Origin of the sequence: Ramlibacter paludis (genome assembly GCF_022012305.1) — a bacterium.
GTDB classification, from domain to species: Bacteria; Pseudomonadota; Gammaproteobacteria; order Burkholderiales; family Burkholderiaceae_C; genus Ramlibacter; species Ramlibacter paludis.
Map to the genome: position 1 here is coordinate 693,695 of NZ_JAKLTM010000002.1, position 23,396 is coordinate 717,090.

At 68.4% G+C, this 23,396-nt stretch carries 18 protein-coding genes; 8 read left to right on the forward strand and 10 right to left on the reverse strand.

Annotated features, from left to right (window positions below; genetic code table 11):
* The first annotated feature begins 41 nt into the window (after positions 1-41).
* Positions 42-788 carry a PIG-L deacetylase family protein gene (locus LZ009_RS09995; protein ID WP_275697759.1) on the forward strand — a complete coding sequence of 249 codons (747 nt, stop codon included), beginning with the start codon at positions 42-44 and terminating at the stop codon, positions 786-788.
* 6 nt (positions 789-794) lie between these two features.
* Here the strand turns inward: LZ009_RS09995 and LZ009_RS10000 are convergent, their stop codons facing one another.
* The gene (locus LZ009_RS10000; RefSeq protein ID WP_275697760.1) at positions 795-1,208 is read right to left on the reverse strand and encodes a hypothetical protein; all 414 of its coding nucleotides are present in this window, start codon (positions 1,206-1,208) and stop codon (positions 795-797) included.
* A gap of 100 nt (positions 1,209-1,308) precedes the next feature.
* Between LZ009_RS10000 and LZ009_RS10005 the strand changes: the two genes are divergently transcribed.
* Positions 1,309-1,569, forward strand: a complete 261-nt coding sequence (locus LZ009_RS10005) for a hypothetical protein (protein WP_275697761.1) — start codon at positions 1,309-1,311, stop codon at positions 1,567-1,569.
* 9 nt (positions 1,570-1,578) lie between these two features.
* Here the strand turns inward: LZ009_RS10005 and LZ009_RS10010 are convergent, their stop codons facing one another.
* From LZ009_RS10010 to LZ009_RS10020, 3 genes are read right to left on the reverse strand one after another with little or no spacing between them, the layout of a single operon-like run.
* Positions 1,579-2,382 carry an ABC transporter substrate-binding protein gene (locus LZ009_RS10010; protein ID WP_275697762.1) on the reverse strand — a complete coding sequence of 268 codons (804 nt, stop codon included), beginning with the start codon at positions 2,380-2,382 and terminating at the stop codon, positions 1,579-1,581.
* Positions 2,379-3,077: an ABC transporter ATP-binding protein gene (locus LZ009_RS10015; protein ID WP_275697763.1), complete on the reverse strand. Its 699-nt coding sequence runs from the start codon at positions 3,075-3,077 to the stop codon at positions 2,379-2,381. The genes LZ009_RS10010 and LZ009_RS10015 overlap by 4 nt, the downstream gene beginning before the upstream one ends.
* Complete coding sequence (locus LZ009_RS10020) at positions 3,074-3,808, reverse strand: ABC transporter permease (protein ID WP_275697764.1); 735 nt, start codon at positions 3,806-3,808, stop codon at positions 3,074-3,076. Before LZ009_RS10020 ends, LZ009_RS10015 begins: the two co-directional genes overlap by 4 nt.
* A 187-nt stretch (positions 3,809-3,995) precedes the next feature.
* Here LZ009_RS10020 and LZ009_RS10025 point away from each other — a divergent pair, with 187 nt between their 5' ends.
* Genes LZ009_RS10025 through LZ009_RS10035 form a run of 3 tightly spaced genes read left to right on the forward strand, consistent with a single transcriptional unit; the run spans position 3,996 to position 13,958 of the window.
* Entirely contained in the window at positions 3,996-11,132 is a 7,137-nt protein-coding gene (locus LZ009_RS10025) for a HAMP domain-containing protein (RefSeq protein WP_430300226.1), read from the forward strand.
* Positions 11,129-12,790: a response regulator gene (locus LZ009_RS10030; protein ID WP_275697765.1), complete on the forward strand. Its 1,662-nt coding sequence runs from the start codon at positions 11,129-11,131 to the stop codon at positions 12,788-12,790. Before LZ009_RS10025 ends, LZ009_RS10030 begins: the two co-directional genes overlap by 4 nt.
* A 28-nt stretch (positions 12,791-12,818) precedes the next feature.
* Positions 12,819-13,958, forward strand: coding sequence for a substrate-binding domain-containing protein (locus LZ009_RS10035; protein ID WP_275697766.1), 1,140 nt, complete (start codon positions 12,819-12,821; stop codon positions 13,956-13,958).
* 39 nt (positions 13,959-13,997) lie between these two features.
* On the opposite strand, the gene LZ009_RS10040 is transcribed toward LZ009_RS10035, so the two are convergent.
* Complete coding sequence (locus LZ009_RS10040) at positions 13,998-15,257, reverse strand: SUMF1/EgtB/PvdO family nonheme iron enzyme (protein WP_275697767.1); 1,260 nt, start codon at positions 15,255-15,257, stop codon at positions 13,998-14,000.
* A gap of 142 nt (positions 15,258-15,399) precedes the next feature.
* On the opposite strand from LZ009_RS10040, the gene LZ009_RS10045 reads away from it, so the two are divergent.
* The 3 genes from LZ009_RS10045 to LZ009_RS10055 are packed head-to-tail and all read left to right on the forward strand — an operon-like array spanning position 15,400 to position 17,989.
* On the forward strand, positions 15,400-15,939 hold the full coding sequence (locus LZ009_RS10045; protein ID WP_275697768.1) for a TRAP transporter small permease subunit: 540 nt from the start codon (positions 15,400-15,402) through the stop codon (positions 15,937-15,939).
* A gap of 45 nt (positions 15,940-15,984) precedes the next feature.
* Positions 15,985-17,496 carry a TRAP transporter large permease gene (locus tag LZ009_RS10050; RefSeq protein ID WP_275697769.1) on the forward strand — a complete coding sequence of 504 codons (1,512 nt, stop codon included), beginning with the start codon at positions 15,985-15,987 and terminating at the stop codon, positions 17,494-17,496.
* A gap of 1 nt (position 17,497) precedes the next feature.
* Entirely contained in the window at positions 17,498-17,989 is a 492-nt protein-coding gene (locus tag LZ009_RS10055; RefSeq protein ID WP_275697770.1) for a hypothetical protein, read from the forward strand.
* Here the strand turns inward: LZ009_RS10055 and LZ009_RS10060 are convergent.
* From LZ009_RS10060 to LZ009_RS10080, 5 genes are read right to left on the reverse strand one after another with little or no spacing between them, the layout of a single operon-like run.
* The gene (locus LZ009_RS10060) at positions 17,986-19,407 is read right to left on the reverse strand and encodes an enolase C-terminal domain-like protein (protein WP_275697771.1); all 1,422 of its coding nucleotides are present in this window, start codon (positions 19,405-19,407) and stop codon (positions 17,986-17,988) included. The genes LZ009_RS10055 and LZ009_RS10060 overlap by 4 nt on opposite strands.
* The gene (locus LZ009_RS10065) at positions 19,394-20,227 is read right to left on the reverse strand and encodes a sugar phosphate isomerase/epimerase family protein (RefSeq protein ID WP_275697772.1); all 834 of its coding nucleotides are present in this window, start codon (positions 20,225-20,227) and stop codon (positions 19,394-19,396) included. Before LZ009_RS10065 ends, LZ009_RS10060 begins: the two co-directional genes overlap by 14 nt.
* A complete protein-coding gene (locus LZ009_RS10070) occupies positions 20,224-21,759 on the reverse strand; it encodes a tripartite tricarboxylate transporter permease (protein ID WP_275697773.1) in 1,536 nt (511 codons plus the stop codon). The genes LZ009_RS10065 and LZ009_RS10070 overlap by 4 nt, the downstream gene beginning before the upstream one ends.
* Positions 21,760-21,766: 7 nt before the next feature.
* Positions 21,767-22,288, reverse strand: a complete 522-nt coding sequence (locus tag LZ009_RS10075) for a tripartite tricarboxylate transporter TctB family protein (protein ID WP_275697774.1) — start codon at positions 22,286-22,288, stop codon at positions 21,767-21,769.
* A 10-nt stretch (positions 22,289-22,298) separates the two neighbouring features.
* Positions 22,299-23,309 carry a tripartite tricarboxylate transporter substrate binding protein gene (locus LZ009_RS10080; protein ID WP_275697775.1) on the reverse strand — a complete coding sequence of 337 codons (1,011 nt, stop codon included), beginning with the start codon at positions 23,307-23,309 and terminating at the stop codon, positions 22,299-22,301.
* Positions 23,310-23,396 lie beyond the last annotated feature (87 nt).

Consider the following 23,396-nt stretch of genomic DNA (forward strand, 5'->3'; position numbering starts at 1 on the left):
TCCGGTGCGGCTATGCTGGCATTTGCAGTACTCCTTGCGCCATGACCAACCCGCTGGACACCCTCCTTGCCCTGCCCGGCCCGCGTTCCCTGCGCGCGCTGGACTGGCCTCGGCCGCTGGACGTGCTGGTGATGGCGCCCCATCCCGACGACTTCGACGCGATCGGCCTGACGCTGCGCCACCTGCACGGGCTGGGGCACCGCCTGCAGCTCGCCGTGCTCACGGGCGGCGCCGGCGGGGTCGAGGACGGATTCGAAGGGGCGGTGGACGCCGCCGCCAAGGTGGCCTTGCGCGAGGCCGAACAGCGCGCCAGCTGCGCCTTCTTCGGCCTGCCGGCCGATCGGCTGCAGTTCCTGCGCCTGTGGGAAGGCGCGCCGGAATCCGAGGATGCGGCGCGCCTGCGTGCGTGGATGGCGGCGCGGCCGGCCGACCTGGTCTTCCTGCCGCACGGCAACGACAGCAACAGGACGCACCGGCGGACCTACGAAGCGGTGCGCGCGGCGGCCGCGGCGATCGGCTCGCAAGCCTGGGCCTGCCTCAATCGGGACGCGAAAACGCTGGGCATGCGGCCTGACCTCGTCTTCGAATTCGGCGAGGAAGAAGCGGCCTGGAAGGCGCAGTTGCTGCGCCACCACCGCTCGCAGCAGGAGCGCAACCTGCGCACCCGCGGCGAGGGTTTCGACGCGCGGGTGCTGGCGGTGAACCGCGAGGCGGCGCGCGAGGTGGGCGAGCCGCTGCCTTACGCGGAGGTGTTCGAGCTCCAGCGGTTGGGGCCGCCCTCGCCCTAGGCCAACTCAGGCGGCCGACGTGTCGCCCGGCACCACCGTTGCGACGCCGCGCGAGCGCAGGTAGAGACGGCCAAAGAGGACGGTGAACACCGCGAAGATCACCACGTTGCTCCAGGCGGAAGACGGCACGATGGGATCGGTCGCCTGCAGGTACAGCGTGACCACCAGCCCCAGCACGTCGCCCACCAGGTTGCCGAGCACCAGGCCGCGCACCTGCTCGGCGCCGGCACCGGCGTACGACCAGTTGATCACCGCCAGGGCGATCAGCAGGGAGCCGTACAGCATGCTGTTGTAGTTGCCCGGACTGTTCAAGGTCAGCGCGCCATGCATCTTGAGCAGCAGGTTGGGTGCCAGCACCAGCACGACGCCGAAGGCGGCCATGATGACGGCCGACAACTTGAATACGGTGGATTGCGACATGGGGTCCCCTCTTCTCGGTGGCCGCGGATTGCGGTGCCGGGGTTTTGGCACTGGGGAAGGCGCGTGTCAAGAGTCGCGAAGTTCGGTCTACATTACCGCCGTGAAATTCATCGACTCCTACGTCAACGCAGAACATCGCTTCAGCCTCGGCCGCGAAGTCGAATCCGGCCGCTTCTACCTGTCCATCCCCGTGTCCAACCGGCTGGCGGACTACGAGGAGTACTACGAACTCAGCCAGGCAGCCCACGACGCCTATCCAGGGAACCTGCCGGAGATCCTCCGGTTCGTGAACCGTTGCAAGGCGAGGATGTGCGACGAGCTGCTGCTCGTCCCGCCAGGCCGGGATCGCGGGGTCGCCTAGCAGGCCGGCCTACTTCCCCGCATTCGGAAAGAACAACTGCTCCCCGCCGATCCGGTAGGCAGCGATCACGCCCTGCCCCGCCGGGGAAGTCACCCAGTCGATGAACTTCTGCGCCTCGGCCGCCTTCACGTGCGGATACTTGTGCGGGCTCACCAGCATCACGCCGTACTGGTTGAACAGGCGCTTGTCGCCTTCCACCAGCACCGCGAGATCCGCGCGGTTCCTGAAACTGAGCCAGGTGCCGCGGTCGGCCAGCACGTAGGCGCTGGTGGAGGCGGCGATGTTGAGCGCCGGGCCCATGCCGCAGCCGCATTCCTTGTAGCCGCGGCCGCGATCGGCCAGGCCGGCCTGGGCCCAGTAGCGCTTCTCGGCGGCGTCGGTGCCGCTCTTGTCGCCGCGCGACACGAAAGGCGCCTTGGCCGCCGCGACCTTCTTCAGCGCCGCGACGATGTCCTGGCCGCGAACGCCGACCGGATCGGACTTCGGCCCGACCAGGATGAAGTCGTTGTACATCACGGCGTAGCGGCGCGGCGCGTAGCCTTCGGCCACGTACTTCTCCTCCGCCGCCGTGTCGTGCACGAACAGCACGTCGGCGTCGCCTCGCCTGGCCATGTCGATGGCCTGGCCGGTGCCGACGGCCACGACCTTCACGCCGATGCCGGTCGCCTTGGTGAAGGCGGGCAGCAGGTGGCCGAACAGGCCCGATTGCTCCGTGGACGTGGTCGACGCCATCACGATGGTGGCCTGCGCCAGCGCAAGGCCGGGCAATTGCAGGGCCGCCGCCGCGATCAGCAGCAGGAAGGCTCGCTTCATCCCAGCTCCCCCTTCACGAACAACTCGGCCTCGCGCGAGGTCGTCCCCAGCGGCCCTTCGAAGAAGTCCTGCACCGGCAGGTCGGCCAGCACCTTGCCGTGTTCCAGGTAGACCACGCGTGTCGCCAGGCGCTTGACCTGTCCCAGGTTGTGGCTGGCGAAGACCAGCGTCATGCCCGAGGCCGCGAAGTCCGCCATCAGCGCCTCGACATCGCGCTTGGCATGCGGGTCGAGGCTGGCGGTGGGCTCGTCGAGCAACAGCACGTGCGGCCGCAACGCCCACGCCCGCGCCAGCGCCAGCCGCTGCAGCTGGCCGCCGGACAAGGTGCGCGCATTCTGCAAGGCTACGCCGCCGAGGCCCACGCGGCCCAGCGCCAGCATCGCGTCCAGCCGCGCCTGGTGCCAGCGCGTGCCGCGCAGCCACAGGCCCAGGGCCACGTTGCTGAGGGCCGAGGCGCGCAAGGCAAAGGGCCGCTGGAAGACCATGGCCTGGCGCAGCGACCCGTCCTTCAGGATGGAGCCCGTGTTCGGACGCAGCAGCCCGTGCAGCACGCGTAGCAGCGAGCTCTTGCCGCTGCCGTTGGCGCCGATCAACGCCACCCGTTCGCCCACGCCGATGCGCAGGTCCACGCCTTGCAGCGCCGCCAGCCCGCCGTAGCGCAGCGTCACGCCCTTGAGCTTCACCCAGGCGCTCATCCCCCCGCCCCTTGCAGCGCACCGAGGCCCTCGGCACGGGCGCCCCGCCAGCGCGCCACCGCGGCGATCAAGGCATTGAGCGCCAGCACGACCGCCAGCAGCACGATCCCGAGGGCCAGCGCGAGCGGCAGGTCGCCCTTGCTCGTTTCCAGCGCGATCGCCGTCGTCATGACGCGCGTGAAGCCGTCGATGTTGCCGCCGACGATCATCACCGCGCCCACTTCCGAGATCGCGCGTCCGAAGCACGCGAGCAGCACGGTCAGCAAGGCATAGCGCTCGTCGAAGGCCAGCAGCAGGCTGCGCAGCAGGCGGCCGGCGCCCAGCGACTGCAGTTGTTCGCCATTGGCGCGGTCCGCATCCTCCACCACTTGCCGGGTCAGCGCCGTGCACACGGGCAGCACCAGCAGGGCCTGCGCGAACACCATGGCCTGGAAGGAGAACAGCCAGCCCAGCGCACCCAAAGGCCCGCTGCGGGAGAGCAGGAGATAGACGACGAGCCCCACCACCACGGATGGGACCGCGAGCGAGGTGTTCAACACCGTGACCAGGGCCCCGCGGCCGGTGAAGCGGGTCACCCCCAGCCAGGCGCCCAGCACCAGGCCGAAACCGCAGGCGAGCAGGCAGGCCGCGCCGCTGACGGCCAGGGAGCGCGAGACGATGGACCAGAGCGTGGTGTCGGCGCCGGCGATCAACCCGAGGGCCCGCGCCAGGCCGTCGGCGAAAGTATTCATGGCGGGATGGTAAAGCTGCCCGCTCATCCGGCTGCATGGGGCTTGCGAGCTATGAAAGCCCGTACATACCTGTCGGAGTCGTCCTACGTCTCCGCCATCCGGGACCGACGAAACTCTCCTACTGCTCACCTGGGACGTAAGAACCCGGTAGTACGCATTCGAATTCGCTTTGCATTACGGAGACGCCATGGACGCAGCGACCCGGCCCAGGGCCACCAAGACCAAGACCCGCAGCGCCGCAAAGAAGTCCCCGCCTCAAGCCGCCCGAGACGACGACGCGCAGTCGCGCCAGATCCTCGCGGCCATGATCGCCTTCTCCGAAGGCGACTTCGACGCGCGCCTGCCGGTGGACTGGCCGGGCACCAACGGCCGCATCGCCGAAGCCTTCAACCGCACCATCCACCACGCGCAGATCGTCACGCGCGAAGCCGATCGCATGAGCGCCTCGGTGGGCCGCGAAGGCCGGCTCTCGCAGCGGATGGCCGTGCCGGGCGCCGTGGGCGCGTGGGCGTCGCAGGTGGAATCGCTCAACACGCTGATCGACGACCTCGTGCGGCCCACCGCCGACATCGCGCGCACGATCGGCGCCGTCGCCAAGGGCGACCTCGCGCAGCCGATGGACCTGCAGGTGGACGGCCGGCCGCTGAAGGGCGAGTTCCTGCGCTCGGCCAAGCTGGTGAACACCATGATCGACCAGCTGTCGGTCTTCTCCTCCGAAGTGACGCGGGTGGCGCGCGAAGTGGGCACGGAAGGCAAGCTGGGCGGCCAGGCCAAGGTGAAAGGCGTGTCGGGCGTCTGGAAGGAACTGACCGACTCGGTCAACCAGATGGCCGGCAACCTCACGGCGCAGGTGCGGAACATCGCGGACGTGACCATCGCCGTGGCCAATGGCGACCTGTCCAAGAAGATCACGGTCGATGTGCGCGGCGAGATCCTGCAGCTGAAGGAAGCCACCAACACCATGGTGGACCAGCTGCGCTCCTTCGCCTCGGAAGTGACGCGGGTGGCGCGCGAGGTGGGCACTGACGGCCGCCTCGGCGGCCAGGCCGTGGTGCCCGGCGTGGCCGGCACGTGGAAGGACCTGACCGACTCGGTCAACTCCATGGCCAACAACCTCACCTCGCAGGTGCGCAACATCGCGACGGTGACCACCGCCGTGGCGCGCGGCGACTTGAGCCGCAAGATCACGGTGGACGTGAAGGGCGAGATCCTGGAGCTCAAGGAAACCATCAACACGATGGTGGACCAGCTGAACGGCTTCTCCTCCGAAGTGACGCGGGTGGCGCGCGAGGTGGGCACGGAAGGCAAGCTGGGGGGCCAGGCGCGGGTGCCCGGCATCGCCGGCACCTGGAAGGACCTGACCGACTCGGTCAACTCCATGGCCTCCAACCTCACGGGCCAGGTACGCAACATCGCCGGCGTCGCAACCGCCATCGCCAAGGGCGACCTCTCCTCCAAGATCACGGTGGAAGTGAAGGGCGAGATCCTGGCGCTGAAGGAAACCATCAACACGATGGTGGACCAGCTGAACGGCTTCGCGTCGGAAGTGACGCGGGTGGCGCGCGAGGTGGGCACCGAGGGCAAGCTGGGCGGCCAGGCGCAGGTACCCGGCGTCGCCGGCACCTGGAAGGACCTGACCGACAACGTCAACTCGATGGCGTCCAACCTCACCGGCCAGGTGCGCAACATCGCGGAAGTGACGACCGCCGTGGCGAACGGCGACCTGTCCAAGAAGATCACCGTGGACGTGCGCGGCGAAATCCTGGAGCTGAAGGAAACCATCAACACGATGGTGGACCAGCTCAACGGCTTCGCCTCGGAAGTGACGCGGGTGGCGCGCGAAGTGGGCACCGAAGGCAAGCTGGGGGGCCAGGCGCAGGTGCCCGGTGTCGCCGGCACCTGGAAGGACCTGACCGACTCGGTCAACTTCATGGCCTCCAACCTCACGGGCCAGGTGCGCAACATCGCCGAAGTGACGACTGCCGTGGCGCGCGGCGACCTCTCCAAGAAGATCACCGCCGACGTGCGCGGCGAGATCCTGGAACTGAAGAACACCATCAACACGATGGTGGACCAGCTGAACGGCTTCGCCGGCGAAGTGTCGCGCGTCGCGCGCGAAGTGGGCACCGAGGGCAAGCTGGGCGGCCAGGCGCAGGTGCTCGGTGTCGCCGGCACCTGGAAGGACTTGACGGACAACGTCAACTCGATGGCGTCCAACCTCACGGCGCAGGTGCGCAACATCGCCGACGTCGCAACGGCCGTGGCCAACGGCGACCTGTCCAAGAAGATCACGGTGGACGTGAAGGGCGAGATCCTCGAGCTGAAGAACACCCTGAACACCATGGTGGACCAGCTCAACGGCTTCGCTTCGGAAGTGACCCGCGTCGCGCGCGAGGTGGGTACCGAGGGCAAGCTGGGGGGCCAGGCCCTGGTGCGCGGCGTCGCCGGCACCTGGAAGGACCTGACCGACAACGTCAACTCCATGGCCAACAACCTGACCGGCCAGGTCCGCAACATCGCGGACGTGACGACGGCGGTGGCCCGCGGCGACCTCTCGCGCAAGATCACGGTGGAAGTGAAGGGCGAGATCCTGGAGTTGAAGAACACCATCAATACGATGGTCGACCAGTTGAACGGCTTCGCCTCGGAAGTGACGCGGGTCGCGCGTGAAGTGGGTACCGAAGGCAAGCTCGGTGGCCAGGCGCAGGTGCCCGGCGTGGCCGGCACCTGGAAGGACCTCACGGACAACGTGAACTTCATGGCGTCCAACCTCACCAGCCAGGTGCGCAACATCGCGGACGTGGCCACGGCCATCGCCCGCGGCGACCTCTCGCGCAAGATCACGGTGGACGTGAAGGGCGAGATCCTGCAGCTGAAGGAGACCATGAACACCATGGTCGACCAGCTGAACGCGTTTGCCGGCGAAGTGTCGCGGGTGGCCCGCGAAGTGGGCACCGACGGCAAGCTGGGCGGCCAGGCCGCGGTGGAAGGCGTGGCCGGCACCTGGAAGGACCTGACCGACAACGTCAACTTCATGGCCTCCAACCTCACGGGCCAGGTCCGCAACATCGCCGAAGTGACGACCGCCGTGGCCAACGGCGACCTCTCCAAGACGATCACGGTGGACGTGAAGGGCGAGATCCTCGAGCTGAAGATCACCATCAACACCATGGTGGACCAGCTGCGCTCCTTCGCCGCCGAGGTGTCGCGCGTGGCGCGTGAAGTGGGGACCGAAGGCAAGCTGGGTGGCCAGGCGCAGGTGCCCGGCGTCGCCGGCACCTGGAAGGACTTGACCGACAACGTCAACTCCATGGCCAACAACCTGACCGGCCAGGTGCGCAACATCGCGGACGTGGCCACGGCCATCGCCCGCGGCGACCTGGGCCGCAAGATCACGGTGGACGTCAAGGGCGAGATCCTGCAGCTGAAGGAAACCATCAACACGATGGTCGACCAGCTCTCGGCCTTCGCTTCCGAAGTGACGCGGGTGGCGCGGGAAGTGGGCACCGAAGGCAAGCTGGGCGGCCAGGCCACCGTGCCGGGCGTCGCCGGCACCTGGAAGGACCTGACCGACAACGTCAACTCGATGGCGTCCAACCTGACCAACCAGGTGCGCAACATCGCCGACGTGACGATCGCCGTGGCCAACGGCGACCTGTCCAAGAAGATCACGGTGGACGTGCGCGGTGAAATTCTCCAGCTGAAGGAGACCATCAACACGATGGTGGAGCAGCTGCGCTCCTTCGCCTCGGAAGTCACGCGCGTCGCGCGCGAGGTGGGAACCGAAGGCCGCCTGGGCGTGCAGGCCGTGGTGCCCGGCGTCGCCGGCACCTGGAAGGACCTGACGGACTCGGTCAACACCATGGGCGCCAACCTCACCTCGCAGGTGCGCAACATCGCCGAAGTGACGACGGCCGTGGCGCGCGGCGACCTGAACCGCAAGATCACGGTGGACGTGAAGGGCGAGATCCTGGAGCTGAAGAACACCATCAACACGATGGTCGACCAGCTCAACTCCTTCGCCGGCGAAGTGACGCGCGTGGCGCGCGAAGTGGGCACCGAAGGCAAGCTGGGCGGCCAGGCGCAGGTGAGCGGCGTGGGCGGCACCTGGAAGGACCTGACCGACAACGTGAACTTCATGGCCTCCAACCTCACCGAGCAGGTGCGCGGCATCGTGAAGGTCGTGACCGCGGTGGCCAACGGCAACCTGACCCAGCGCCTGACGGTGCAGGCCAAGGGCGAGGTGGCGGCGCTGGCCGACACCATCAACGGCATGACGGACACGCTGGCCATCTTTGCCGACCAGGTGACCAACGTCGCGCGCGAAGTGGGCGTGGACGGGCGGCTGGGCGGCCAGGCCAACGTGCCGGGCGCGGCCGGCACCTGGAAGGACCTGACCGGCAACGTGAACCTGCTGGCGGCCAACCTCACGACGCAGGTGCGCGCCATTGCCGAAGTGGCGACGGCGGTGACCAAGGGCGACCTGACGCGTTCGATCCAGGTGGAAGCCAAGGGCGAGGTGTCCGAGCTCAAGGACAACATCAACACGATGATTTCCAACCTGCGCGAGACGACCGAGTCGAACCGCGAGCAGGACTGGTTGAAGACCAACCTGGCGCGCTTCACCGGCATGCTGCAGGGCCAGCGCGAGCTGCGCACCGTGGGCAAGATGCTGCTGTCGGAGCTGGCACCGCTGGTCAACGCGCACCAGGGCACCATCTACCACTGCGGCAGCAGCGAGGAGAACCCGAACGAGCTCTCGCTGCTTTCCAGCTACGCGCAGGCGGGCGAGGTCAAGCTCTCGCCCACCATCGCCATGGGTGAAGGCCTGGTCGGCCAGTGCGCGGTGGAGAAACGCCGCATCCTGCTGGCCGACGCGCCGTCCGAATTCGTCACGGTCGTCTCCAGCCTGGGCTCCTCGCGCCACGTCAGCGTGGTGGTGGTGCCCGTGCTGTTCGAGAACCAGACCAAGGCGGTGATCGAGCTGGCCTCGCTGCACCCCTTCACGGTGGTCAACCTGAACTTCCTCGACCAGCTGGCGCTCAGCATCGGCGCGGTGTTCAACACCATCGAGGCGACGATGCGCACCGAAGGCCTGCTGACGCAGTCGCAGCAGCTCACGGTGGAACTGCAGTCGCGCCAGATCGAGCTGCAGCAGACCAACGAGGAGCTGGGCACCAAGGCCCGCCTGCTGGCCGAGCAGAACGAGGAAGTGGAACGCAAGAACCGCGAAGTGGAACAGGCCCGCCGGGCGCTGGAGGAAAAGGCCTCGGAACTGGCCCTCACCTCCAAGTACAAGTCCGAATTCCTGGCCAACATGTCGCACGAGCTGCGCACGCCGCTCAATTCGATCCTGATCCTGTCGCAGCAGCTGGCCGAGAACGCGCCGGGCAACCTGTCGGCCAAGCAGATCGAGTTCTCGCGCAACATCAACAGCTCGGGCAGCGACCTGCTGCACCTGATCAACGACATCCTGGACCTGTCCAAGATCGAGTCGGGCACGGTGACGGTGGAAGTGGAGGAAGTGACCTTCAACAGCCTGCGCCAGAACATCGACCGCAACTTCCGCCATGTGGCGGAAGCGAAGAACTTGCCCTTCCACATCCGCTTCGCCGACGACCTGCCGCGCGCGATGGACAGCGACCCCAAGCGGCTGCAGCAGATCCTGAAGAACCTCCTGTCCAACGCGGTGAAGTTCACCTCGAACGGCCACGTGGAAGTGCGGGTGGGCCTCGCCAGCCAGGGCTGGACGCCCGACCACCCCGTGCTGAAGAACGCGTCGCACGTCGTGGCCTTCGCCGTGGAAGACACCGGCATCGGCGTGGCGCCGGAAAAGCAGCGCCTGATCTTCGAGGCCTTCCAGCAGGCCGACGCCGGCACCTCGCGCAAGTACGGCGGCACCGGCCTGGGCCTGGCGATCAGCCGCGAGCTGGCGATGCTGCTGGGCGGCGAGATCCGCCTTTCCAGCGTGCACGGCCAGGGCAGCATCTTCACGCTGTACCTGCCGCTGCACTACACCGGCCCGGACGGCGCCAAGGTCGTCCGCAGCGCCGAAGGCGACCCCACCGCGCCCAGCCGCCAGGTGATCGCGCTGCCGAACGCGCGCGAGGAAGTCATTGCCGACGACCGCGACACCATCGAATCCGGCGACGCCGTCTTCCTGGTCATCGAGGACGACCCGCACTACGCCCGCATCCTGCTCGGGTTGGCGCGCGACAAGGGCTTCAAGGGCCTGGTGGCCAACCGCGGTGCGCATGGGCTGGCGCTGGCGCGCCAGTTCCGGCCGTCCGCCATCTCGCTGGACATCTTCCTGCCCGACATGCTGGGCTGGACGGTGCTGAACCAGCTGAAGATGGACCCGAACCTGCGCCACATCCCGGTGCAGGTGGTGACGATGGAGGAGGAGCGCCGCCACGGCATGGCCCACGGCGCCTTTGCCTACCTGGTGAAAGGCCCGACCACCTCGGGCCTGGAAGCGGCCTTCGACAAGATCAAGGAATTCACCGAGCCGCGCACCCGCCGCCTGCTGGTGGTGGAAGACAACGACATCGAGCGCGACGCCGTGCTGGAGCTGCTGGGACACGAGGACATCGAGATCGTCGCCGTCGGCAAGGGCGACGAGGCGCTCAAGGCCTTGCGCGAGCAGCAGTTCGACTGCGTGGTGCTGGACCTGCGGCTGCCCGACATGACCGGCTTCGAGCTGCTGGAGAAGATCCAGGCCGAAGGCGGCGACCTCGCCGAGGTGCCGGTGGTGGTGTTCACCGGCAAGGACCTGAGCGAGCAGGAAACCGCGCGCCTGAACGCGATGGCCAAGAGCATCGTGCTGAAGGACGTGCAGTCGCCCGAGCGGCTGCTGGACGAGACCTCGCTGTTCCTGCACCGCGTGGTGACGCAGCTGCCCAAGGCCAAGCAGGAACTGATCGAGAAGCTGAACAACTCGACCGAGGTGCTGCAAGGCCGCAAGGTGCTGGTGGTGGACGACGACGCGCGCAACATCTTCGCGCTCACTTCGGTGCTGGAGAACCACGAGGTCGACGTGATCAGCGCCACCAACGGCCGCCACGCGATCGACCTGGTGCACGGCACGCCGGACCTGGCGATGGTGCTGATGGACATCATGATGCCGGAGATGGACGGCTACGAGACCATGCGCGAGATCCGCAAGGAGCAGCAGTTCCGCACCCTGCCGATCCTGGCGCTGACGGCGAAGGCCATGAAGGGCGACCGCGAGAAGTGCCTCGATGCCGGCGCCAGCGACTACATCGCCAAGCCGGTCAACACCGACGAACTGCTCTCCCTCATGCGGGTCTGGCTGTATCGATGAACGCCGTGATCGACAGTCCGACCGATGCCGACGTCTCCGGCGACGCGGTCAACATCCTCATCGTCGACGACGAGCCGAAGAACCTGACGGTGCTGGAGTCGGTGCTGGACGACCCGGGCTACCGGCTGATCCGCGCCAATTCCGGCGACCAGGCGCTGCTGGCGCTGATGGCGCACGAGTTCGCGGTGCTGGTGCTGGACGTGCGCATGCCGGGCATGACCGGCTTCGAGCTGGCGGCCATCGTCAAGGAGCGCAAGAAGACCGCGCGCATCCCCATCATCTTCCTCACGGCCTACTACAACGAGGACCAGCACATGATGGAGGGCTACGGCAGCGGCGCCGTGGACTACCTCCACAAGCCGGTGAACCCCGGCGTGCTGCGCTCCAAGGTGGCGGTGTTCGCGGAGCTGCACCGCAAGGAGCGCGCACTGCATGCGGCCAACCACGCGCTGGCCGAACTCAATGCCAGCCTCGACCGGCGCGTGCACGAGCGCACCGAGGCGCTGAAGGCCAGCGAGGACGCGCTGCGCATCTCGAACCAGCGCAAGGACGAATTCCTCGCGACGCTGGCGCATGAACTGCGCAATCCGCTCGCTCCCATCCGCAACGCCGTGCAGATCCTCCGCCTGAAGGGGCTGGTCGCGCCCGAGCAGCAATGGGGCTTCGGCATCATCGACCGCCAGGTCAAGTCGATGGCGCGCCTGATCGACGACCTGATGGACGTGAGCCGCATCAACCAGGGCAAGCTGGACCTGCGCCTGGAGCGCGTCGAGCTGGGCAAGATCCTCGAGGAAGCGGTGGAGACCGCACGGCCGCTGATCGACGAATGCGGCCACACGCTCTACGTGTCGGTGCCGGACGAGCCCGCGCCGCTCTATGCGGACGCCACGCGCCTCGCGCAGGCCTTCCTCAACCTGCTGAACAACGCGTCCAAGTACAGCGACCGCAACGGCCGCATCGAACTGGTGGCGGTGCCGCGGGCCGACCGGGTCGAGGTGACCGTGCGCGACTCGGGCATCGGCATCGCGCCGGAGCGGCTCGATTCGATCTTCGAGATGTTCTCGCAGGTGGAGTCGGCGCTGGCGCGTTCGCGCGGCGGGCTCGGGGTGGGGCTGTCGCTGGCGCGGCGCCTGATCGAGATGCACGGCGGCAGCATCCATGCGCAGAGCGCGGGCCTGGGCCACGGCAGCTGCTTCATCGTGGAACTGCCCCTGGCCGTGCAGCGCGACCTGGCGGACGACCCGGCGGCGCCGCAGCAGCAGTTCGTCGAAGTGGCGCAAGGCAGCGAGCGGCGGGTGCTGGTGGCCGACGACAACGTCGACGCCGCGGCCACGCTGGCGATGCTGCTGCAGACCCTGGGCTACGCGGTGCGCGAAGTGCACGACGGCCAGGCGGCCGTGGAAGCGGCGGCCGAATTCAAGCCGCAGCTCGCCTTCCTGGACATCGGCATGCCGGGCCTGAACGGCTACCAGGCCTGCAAGCAGATCCGCGCCCTGCCCGGCGGCGCCGACATGCGGCTCGTGGCCGTCACCGGCTGGGGCCAGGAGGACGACCGCAGCGCCGCGCGCGAGGCCGGCTTCGACACGCACCTGGTCAAGCCGGTGGAGCCGGGGGACCTGGCGGCCGTCCTCGGAAGCGCGGCCTCGGCGCCGAATTGAACCGGGCGTGGGGGGCATACTTCCGCCCATGCGGAAAGTCGAGCTCTCCTATGCCTTCGCGGCACGCCCGTCGCAGGGCGGCATCCGCAACGCGCTGATGGACCTGCTGCATGCCGTGCGCGAACATGGCTCCATCTCCGGCGCCGCCAAGGCGCTCGGCTGGTCCTACCGCCACGTCTGGGGCGAACTCAAGCGCTGGGAAGCGGAGCTCGCGCATCCCCTCATCCTCTGGGAAAAGGGCCAGGCCGCGCGCCTGTCCCCATTCGGCGAGAAGCTGCTCTGGGCCGAGCGCCAGGCGCAGGCGCGGCTGGCGCCGCAGATCGAGGCACTGCATGCCGACCTGGAACGCGCCTTCGCCGTGGCCTTCGAGGACAGCGCGCAGGTGCTGACGCTGTTCGCGAGCCACGACGACGGCCTGTCGCTGTTGCGCGGTTTCGCCGTGGAGCAGGCGCACCTGCACCTGGACGTGCGCTTCTGCGGCAGCGTCGATGCCATCGCGGCGCTCAACGAAGGCCGCTGCACGCTGGCCGGCTTCCACAGTTCGCAGCAACCGGGCCTCGGCTCGGTCACGCAGCGCACCTACCAGCCGCTGCTGCAGCCCGGGCGGCACAAGCTGATCGGCTTTGCCGAACGCAGCCAGGGCCTGATGGTGAAGGCGGGCAATCCGCTGCGGCTGGCGGGCCTCGCCGACGTCGCCCGCCGGCAGGCGCGCTTCGTCAACCGGCCGCTGGGCAGCGGCACGCGGCTGCTGTGCGACGAACTGCTGGCGCGCGACGGACTGCAGGCTGCAGACATCGGCGGCTACGCGCACGACGAGCCCTCGCATGCGGCGGTGGCGCAGGCAGTGGCGGCAGGCGCCGCGGACTGCGGCCTGGGGATCGAGGCGGCGGCGCGGGCGCGCGGGCTCGACTTCGTGCCGCTGCTGTCGGAGCGCTACTACCTGGTGTGCCTGAAGGATGCGCTGGAGGAGCCGCCGGTCGCGGCGCTGCGCGCGGTGTTGCAGCAGGACGCATGGCGGCAGGCGCTGGCGGCGCTGCCGGGATACACGCCGTGGAAAAGCGGCGAGGTGTTGAGCCTGAAGGCGCAGCTGCCCTGGTGGGAGCTGCCGCCGAAGCGGGGAGCAGCCGCGGTTCGTTCCTCACCACGGCCTACGGGACGAACCGCGTAGGCCGTGGTGAGCCCGCCGGCGAACCGCGGCTCGCCCCTCTCACACCGTGCAGGTCCTGAAACCCACGAACTCCCCGTCGCTCTCCGGCATCCCCCACCCCCGCGCCTTCACCAACTTCATCCGCGGCCGCGTCGCGAACGACGCGCCGCGCTGCACCCGCGCCACGCCGAAGGCCGGGGCCGGATCGAGCTCCGCCTGCCGCGCCCAGGCATCGGCATGCCAGCCTTCCCACGGCCGCAGCGTGCCCGCCGTCCACTCGCGCACTTCGCCCCAGCGAAAGCCGCGCCGCGATCCCACGCCGGCGGCGATCTCCCACTCGGCCTCGGTCGGCAACCTGCGCCCCGCCCAGCGCGCGTACGCATCGGCCTCCCACCAGCTCACGTGCATCACGTTCTGGCTCGCCGCCATGCGCGTCGGCCGGCCGAACAGCGACTGCAGCACCGCGCCGCTGGCCACCCCGATCTGCTCCACGTAGCGCGGCCCCCTGCGGCCCTCGGCCTGCGCCTGCTGCTCCAGCCAGGCCCAGCCCTGCGGATGCCACAGTTCCGGCCGGTCGTAGCCGCCGTCGTCGATGAACTCCACGTATTGCGCCCAGGCGACGGGCTGCGCATCGATCTCGAACTCGGGCACCGCGACGGCTTCCCGTCCTTGCTCCACGCCCAGTGCGAAGCCTGGCCCGTCCCAACCGAGCTCCCAGCGCGTGGCCGGCAGCAGCAAGGGCGGCCGCGCCTGCGCGCCATCCGGCAACGCCAAGCCCACGGGCACGCCGGCCGCCTGCGCCAGCACCGCGAGCCGCTCGCCGACGCGGTCCTCGTTGAACAGCGCCATGCGGAAGAAGTAGAGCGCGTCGTCCGTGTCCGGCGTCTTGTCCAAGAGTTCGAGCGTCGTCTCCAGCGTATCGAGCAGGTAGGCCTTGACGTGCTCCCCAACCGGCTGCTCCGGTGACCAGCGCTGCGCGGGCGGCACCACCGTGGGATCGAACCAGCCATCGGCCTGCGGCTCCACCGAGCCGATGCGCACCGGCTCCGGCGGGCAGCGCGGACCCAGCGAACGCTGCGGGTTGCGCGCGATCCAGGACTCGGCGAGCCAGGCCGCGTGGCCTGCCAACCACAGGGGCGGCAGCGCGTCGGCCGATGGCGGCACCTGCAGCCCCGGGCCCGGCGCCTGCTCGAAGCGCCCCAGCATTTGCAGCGTATAGTTGCGCGCGTCCATGAGCGCCAGCGACAGCGGCTCGCGGCCCAGGGCTCGCGCCCCCGCGCCGGCGGCGCCGGTTGCGCTCTCGCGTTGCGTCATGGACATGGCCCCATTATTGACGGCCGCGCCCCGGGTAAACCCCGTGGGTTTTTGTCAGGGTCGCTTCAGCGGCTGGGGTTTAGTATTTACGGTTTAAGGGGGCCACGGGGTCCCCTCACTACATAACGACCAGAAATCGGAGCAGCGCATGTCCGTCCTCCTCAAATTGGCCCTGGGCGTCGACTGGATCAGCAGGCGGCTTGGCTGGCTGGCCTCCATCGCCGTGCTGCTCACGGCCCTCATCTCCGCCGGCAACGCCTTCATCCGCTATGGCTTCGACGTCAGCTCCAACGGCTGGCTCGAGATCCAGTGGTACCTCTTCGCCGGCATCGTGATGCTGGGCGCGCCCATTGTGCTGAAGCTGAACGAACACGTGCGCGTGGACCTGATCTACGGCAAGCTGCGCGGCAACGCGCCGGTCTACGTCGACCTGTTCGGCCTGATTTTCTTCCTGATGCCGGTGATGACGCTCATGGCCTACCTGTCCTGGCCGCTGCTGGTGAAGATGTACCTCACCCACGAGATGTCCAACAACGCCGGGGGCCTGGTGCGCTGGCCCGCGATGATGCTGCTGCCCGTGGGCTTCGGGCTGATGTTCCTGCAGGGCCTGTCGGAAATCATCAAGCGCATCGCCTACCTGCGCGGCGAGTTCGAGATGGACACCCACTACGAGAAGCCGGTGCAGTAAGCACGCCCCGCGCCCCAACAAAGACAAGACACCGGGACTCCCACCATGCAGATGGAAAATTTCGCGCCCTTCATGTTCGGCGCGCTCGTGTTCGTGATGCTGATCGGCTTCCCGGTCGCGTTCTCGCTGGCGGCGCTGGGCCTCGTCAGCGGGTTCTACGCGATCGAGATGGGATGGTTCCCCGCCGGCTTCATGGCGAACCTGCCGCTCAACGTGTTCGGCATCCTGTCCAACGACCTGCTGCTGGCGATTCCCTTCTTCACCTTCATGGGCGCGATCCTGGAGAAGTGCGGATTGGCGGAGGACATGCTGGACTCCATGGGCCAGCTGTTCGGCCCGGTGCGCGGCGGCCTCGGCTACTCGGTGATCATCGTGGGCTTCATCCTCGGCGCCATCACCGGCACGGTGGCCGGCCAGGTGATCGCCATGGCCCTGATCTCCATGCCGGTGATGATCCGCTACGGCTACAACATGCGCTACACCACGGGCGTGCTGGCGGCCTCGGGCACCATCACGCAGCTGGTGCCGCCTTCGCTGGTGCTGGTGGTGATGGCCGACCAGCTCGGTCGTTCGGTGGGCGACATGTACAAGGGCGCCTGGGGCCCTTCCATCCTGCAGGTGCTGATTTTCGCGCTCTACACCTTCGCGCTGGGCATCATCAAGCCGCACCACGTGCCGGGCGTGCCCAAGGAAGCGCGCACGCTCAGCGGCGCCGCGCTGTGGATGAAGTGCCTGCGCGGCATCATTCCCTCGGCCATCCTGATCTTCGCCGTGCTGGGCTCGATGGGCGGCCTGCCCTTCATCGACACCGCCGTCGCCACGCCGACGGAAGCCGGCGCCATGGGCTGCGTCGGCGCGCTGGTGCTGGCGGCCATGCACAAGCGCCTGTCGCGCGACCTGATCTGGCAGGCGATGGAAGGCACGATGCGCCTGACCGCGATGGTGGTCTTCATCCTGATCGGCTCGCGCGTGTTCTCCATGGTGTTCCAGGGCGTCGACGGCGCCAAGTGGGTGGAGCACATGCTGTCGTCGCTGCCGGGCGGCCAGGTCGGCTTCCTGATCGTCGTCAACCTCTTCATCTTCTTCCTGGCCTTCTTCCTCGACTTCTTCGAGATCGCCTTCATCATCCTGCCGATGCTGGGCCCGGTGGCCGAGAAGATGGGGATCGACCTGGTGTGGTTCGGCGTGCTGCTGTGCGTGAACATGCAGACGTCGTTCATGCACCCGCCCTTCGGCTTCGCCCTGTTCTACCTGCGCGGCATCGCCGACACGCTGTACAAGGAAAAGCGCATCGACGCGCCGGTGAAGTCCAACGACATCTACCTGGGCGCCGTGCCCTGGGTGCTGATGCAGGTGCTGCTGGTGGCCATCGTGATCTTCGTGCCGCAGACCGTCACCATGTTCCTGGACAAGCAGGAGAAGATCGACCTGGACAAGGTCAAGATCGAGGTGCCGGCCGACGAGAACGCGCCGCCGCCGGCCTCGCTCGACCCGAACGCGGCGCAGAAGGCCGCGGACGACGAGCAGAAGAAGGTCGACGACCTGTTCAAGAAGTAAGGTGGAAACGCCCGCGGGCGGCGACTTCGGTCCGCCGCCTTTCCGCTTCCTGCCCTCGCGGCCGCCTCGCATGCAGAGCGCGGCCTACTCCCCCGCTTTCAAGGCGCTGGCCACGGTGCTGGTCTTCGGCGCCTGCGCCTGGCTGGTGATGCTGTGGCAAGGCGGCAAGCTGGGCGCCGGCTCGTCGCTCGCCACCTGGTTCCTCGCCGCGCTGGCGATGATGCTCTACACCTGGTGGTGCATAGTGCGCAGCGTCACCACGCTCGACGGCGAGCAGCTGAAGCAGACCTGGGTGTGGACCAAGAAGATGGAGCTGCGCGAGCTGGCCTACGGCAAGCTGATTCGCGTGCGAGGGCTGGAGTGGCTGATCGCGCCGCGGCTGTACGTGCGCACGCTGCTCGGCAAGTTCAACGTGTTCTACGCGGCGGAGCCGGCGATGGTGGCGGAGTTCGAGCGGCTGGTGAAGGAACTGGCGGAGTTCCGGGGGCGCTAGGCGCCCAGCGCCTGCATCGTGTCGAACGCCGGCAGTGCTCCGCTGGCGAACCCGGGCTGCTGCAGCGACCCGATCGCGATCTGCCCGTCGCGGATCCGCAACCGCACCGCGCCATGGCTGTCCTCGTACACGTCGGGATGCGCCGCCAGGAAGGCCTCCTGCTCGCTGCGCGGCAAGGCCGCCATCCCGTCGACGTAGTGGTGCCCGTTGCGCTCCACGTGCGCGATCCCCAGCAGGTCCACCAGCGCCAGGTCCTGCTGCACCGACAGCCCCGCCTGCGTCGTGAGGTCTTCGGCCGACATGAAGTAATGCGCTCCTGCTTCGTCGCGGTTCCACGCCGCGCAGCGCGCCGCGTTCAGCACCGACTTGTAGAAGCCCTTGCAGGTCTTGGACGAGACGCCGGCATAGCCATGGTCCCTCGCCTGCACGAAGCTGTCCAGCGCGCCGTCGGACTCGTCGATGATCACCGGCTTGCCGAAGTCGGACCGACCGAGGTCGACGGCGAGTGCCAGCTTGCGCGCGATCGGCTGCTCGATGAAGAGGATGGACTGCCACAGGCGCTGCAGCCGCGGCGCGGCACGGATGCCGCGCACCAGTTCCTGCACGCCCTCGGCGCTGTCGTACTGCTCGTTGCCGTCGAGCGATGCGAAGTAAGGCGCGGCGGAACGATCGAGCACCGCGGCGATCGCCTCCAGCCGCGCCAGGTCGGCCTGCACCTGGCCGGCGACCTTGAGCTTGAAGTAGCGGTGGCCGTAGGCGGCGATCACCTCCTCCAGCGTCTCCGGCAGGCCGTCGCCGACGCGCTCCTTCTGGTCGCCCGCCGTGATCGCGTCGACCAGGCCCACGGTATGGCGCGCATGGATGCCGGCCGAAGGCTGCAGCGTGCCGAGGAAGGCATCGAAATCGAGCCCGGTGAACTGGGGATGCGCGCGTCCCATGCCGGGCAGGTTGGCTTGCATCGCCGCCTGGAACGAGACGCCCCGGGCGCGGCAGAAGGCATCGAGCACCGCGCGGTCGACCAGCGCCGGCCCGTAGCTTGCCAGCAGGGGATTGAAGCCGATGCCCGCCGCGGCCCGCTGGTGCGCGTCATGGTGGCGGGCGAAATGGGCGAAGGCCGTGGCCGGCTGCCCGTCGGACAGGTAGGCATCGGCGGCCAGCCGCAGCACGCGCCGCAGCTGCTGGAAGTTGTCTTCGTTGCTGAGGGACAGGTCCTTGTCGAACCACTTGGGCGCCATCAGCTCCGCCGCCGCACCCCAGCCGCCGCTGCCGTCGGCGAATTCGATGCGGGCGCGCGCGAAGGCCTGCGGGCATTCGGTGAGCGTCACCACGCCGAAGCGGAACGGCATGCGCAGCTTGACCGGCCGCTCGTACAGCGCGATTTCGCGGATGCGGAAGACGGGCGCCTCAGCCACGGGCATCCAGCTCCCGCAGGTAGCGGATGGATTCGGCCGCGCAGCCCGGCCCGTCGGGCACGTAATCGAAGGGTTCCACGGCGATGATGCCCGGGTAGTGCGACGCGTTGGCGCGCAGCACGCGCAGGATGGGCGCGAAGTCCAGGTCGCCCTGCCCCGGGCCGCGGCGATTGGGGTCGTTGACCTGAACGTGCCCGATCATGCCGGTGGGCAGCCAGCGCTGCATCACTTCGTGCACGGGTTCGACCTCCGCCTGGCCGGCGGCGCTGCAGTCGATCATGGTCCGCAGGGCCGGCGAGCCGACCTCGGTGACCATGCGGGCGCCCTCTTCCACGGTGTTGACCAGGTCGGTCTCGCGGCGCGACAGCGGCTCGATGCAATAGGTGACGCCGCAGCGCGCGGCGGCGGCCGCCGCGGCCGCCAGGCAATCGCGGGCGCGCGCCGAGGCCTGCTCGCGCGTGCTGCCCGCCGGCACGCTGCGCTGCTTCGGCGAACCGTGCACCAGGTAGCTGCCGCCCAGCGCCGCGCAGATCTCCACCAGCCGCACCATCACTTCCTGCGTACGCAGGCGCAGCGCGGCGTCGGCGCTGACGATGGACAGGCCCGCCGGCGCCACCAGCAGCCAGTGCAGGCCGAAGATCCGCAGGCCGTTGTCCTCCGCGGTGCGGCGGATTCCCGCGACTTCGGCATCGGTCAGCTGCGTCGGGTCTTCGGCCAGCGTGAAGGGCGCCAGTTCGAGCCCGTCGTAGCCGAGGTCCTTCGCCAGCTTGCACTGCGCATCGAAGGCCAGCGGCTGCAGCACCTCGTTGCAGAGCGCGATCTTCATGCGCTTCGCGCGAACAGCATGCGCACCGCGTTGAACACCCAGGCCTTGGCCCGCTGCACCATGGCCTTGAAGGGCTTGACGTACAGCAGGATCGTGAAGATCGTCACCGCCGCAAAGGCCATCGCGATCGGCCGCGTGAAGAAGGGCAGGATGCTGCCGTCCGACAGCACCAGGCCGCGGCGCAGGCTCTTGTCCAGGAGGTGGCCCAGCACCAGGCCCAGCACCAGCGGCGCCATCTCGTAGCCGCGGCGGCGCAGGAAGAAGGCGCCGATGCCGATCGCCAGCATCATCCAGATGTCGAACAGGCGCGATGCGGTGGCGAATGCGCCCACCGTGCACAGCAGGAACACGATGGGCATCAGGATGCTGCGCCGGACCTTCAGCACGTGCAGCAGCGGCCGCACCCCGAACAGGCCGAACAGCAGGATCGCGATCGAGGCCAGCGTGGTCATCGCGACCACGTGGTAGACGAACTGCGGGTTCTGGATCATCAGCATCGGGCCCGGCTGCACGCCGTGGATGATCATGGCGGCCATCAGCACCGCCGACGGCGCCGAGCCCGGGATGCCCAGCGCGAGGCAGGGAATGATGTGGCCCGGAATCGAGGACATGTCGCCGGTCTCGGCCGCCATCAGGCCGTCGATCGAGCCCTTGCCGAATTTCTCCGGCTCCTTGCTCGCGGCCTTGGCCGCAGCGTACGACATCCAGGCGCCGGCGTCCTCGCCCACGCCGGGCAGCAGGCCCGTCATCACGCCGATGATCCCCGAGCGCAGTACGGTCCAGCGGTACTGGATGATTTCCTTCCAGCGCGGCAGCACCGAGTCCTTCAGGTCCGCGATCTTGCGTTCCACCGGGTCGGCCAGCGTCGTCAGCACCTCGGCGAGGCCGAAGGCGCCGACCAGCGCGGGGATCAGCGCGATGCCGCCCGCGAGTTCGTCCCAATCGAAGGTGAAGCGGTTGTAGGCATAGAGCGTCTCCTGTCCGACCTGGGCGAGGAAGAGGCCCAGCAGGCCCATCAGCCAGCCCTTGAGCGGATCGCCGCCGACGATGCTGCCGGAGAGCGTCACGCCGAACAGCGCGAGCCAGAAGAATTCGAAGGCGCCGAACTGCAGCGCGACCTCCGCCAGCAGCGGCGTGAAAAGCGCCAGGCAGACCACGCCGATCAGCGTGCTGACGAAGGCGCCCGAGGTGGCGATGCCGATCGCGCGGCCGGCCTGGCCCTGCAGCGCCAGCGCGTAGCCGTCGGCGCACGACGCCGCGTTGGCCGCGGTGCCGGGGATGTTCAGCAGGATCGCCGTGCGCGAGCCGCCGTACAGGGCGCCGACGTAGGAGCAGATCAGCACCAGGATCGCATCGTTGGCACTGAGCTTGATGGTCAGCGTCGTCAGCAGCGCGATCGCCAGCGTGGCCGACAGCCCGGGCAGGATGCCCATCACGATGCCCACGAAGGCCCCGCCCAGCCCATAGAGCAGGGTCATGGGGTTCATGAAGCTCCAGTAGGCGGAGCCGAGGTCTTGCAGTCCTTGCAGCATGGAGGAATCAGGGCAGGCGGACGAGGAACAGCTTCTCGAAGGTGAGCCAGGTGATGACGGAGGACAGCACGCCGATCAGCAGCGCGTTGATCCACGCTTTGGCGTCCAGGCGGCGCTCCTCGGGCTCGCGGCTCAGGCGGCGGAAGATGAGGATAGAGGCGGTGACGTAGACCGACGAGGCGATCCAGAACGGAATGCCGTGGCCCACCAGCACGATGCCGTAGCCGCAGCACAGCGCGATGGCGATCCAGACACGCTTGCGCGTCTCGCGGTCCTCGGCGCTGGCCGGGGGCAAGGGCTGCGACAGAGCGCCGCGCCGCAGGCTGCGCACGCCCAGCACGGCGCCGAGCAGGATCATCGCGATGCCCAACAGGCCCGGCAGCAGTCCCGGCACGGTGACCGGGTTGATGTTCTGCCGCTCCAGCCGGTCCATGGTGATGGAGCCCACCAGCACCGCGATGCCGAAGGCTATCCAGCCGGCCGCGTCCTTGAGGTCGGCGCGCGCAGGCGCCAGCTCGGCATCGTTCATCCGCGTGGCCTCAGGGCTTGGGGATGCCCACGGTGTCCGGAGCGACCTTGGTCTTGCCGCTCGCGTGCAGGTTCCAGGCGTTGGCCTGCACGGCGGGCCAGACGGCCTTCTGCGCGTCTTCGCCGGCCAGCGGGTTGAACAGCGCGCCGCGGCTGGTGGCGTACTTCTTCAGCGCCTCGCTCTTGACGATCTGCTCGCGCCAGATCTTCTCGACGGTCTTCACCACGTCGTCGGGCACGCCCTTGGGAATGAAGATGCCGAAGTAGTTGGCCGGCGCGTGGAAGCCGGGCAGCGTGGCGGACAGCGGCGGGATGGTGCCGTAGCCTTCCAGCTCCAGGGCCTTGTCGCTCACGGTGGCCAGCGGACGCAGGCGCTTGCCGCGGATCATGTCGGCCTGCTCCACGGCCAGCTGCGTGGTGAGGTCGGCTTCGCCGGCGACGGTGGCGACCACCGCGGGATTGCCGCCGTCGTAGGAAACTTCCTTGTACTTCACGCCGGTGGCCTTGACGATCTCGTCCATCGCGGCGTGCGCGGCGGAGGTCACGCCCGCCGTGGCCACGCTGATCTGGCCGGGGCGCTTCTTCATGTCCTCGATCAGCTCCCTGGCATCCTTCCACGGGCGCTGCGGATTGACGCCGATCACCTGGATGTTGGCGACGTTCAGGAACAGGTGCCAGTCCTTGATGCTGGTGTTGACCGAGCCGAGCGACTGGTAGGCGCCCAGGTCCTGCGCGGCGCCGGCCGTCCAGGTGTAGCCGTCCTTCGGCGCGTCCAGCGCGCTCTTGGTGCCGATGGCGCCGGAAGCGCCGGGCTGGTTGACGATGACGATGGTCTGGCCCAGGGCCTTCTCCATTTCGGCCGCGGCCACGCGCGTGACCTGGTCGGTAGAACCGCCGGCGGCCCAGGGCACGATCAGGTTGATGGGGCGGCTGGGCTTCCAGTTCTGCGCGGCGGCCGGCGCGGCAAGCGCGAATGCGGCGGCAGCGGCCAGGGCGGTTTGCAGGAGAAGGCGCTTTTGCATGGGGTGTCTCCGGTTTAATTCCCTAAACGGTTAATTGAGTCAATGTACGGGGCAGAGGCGGAGGATGTCAACGCGGGTTGCCCTCAT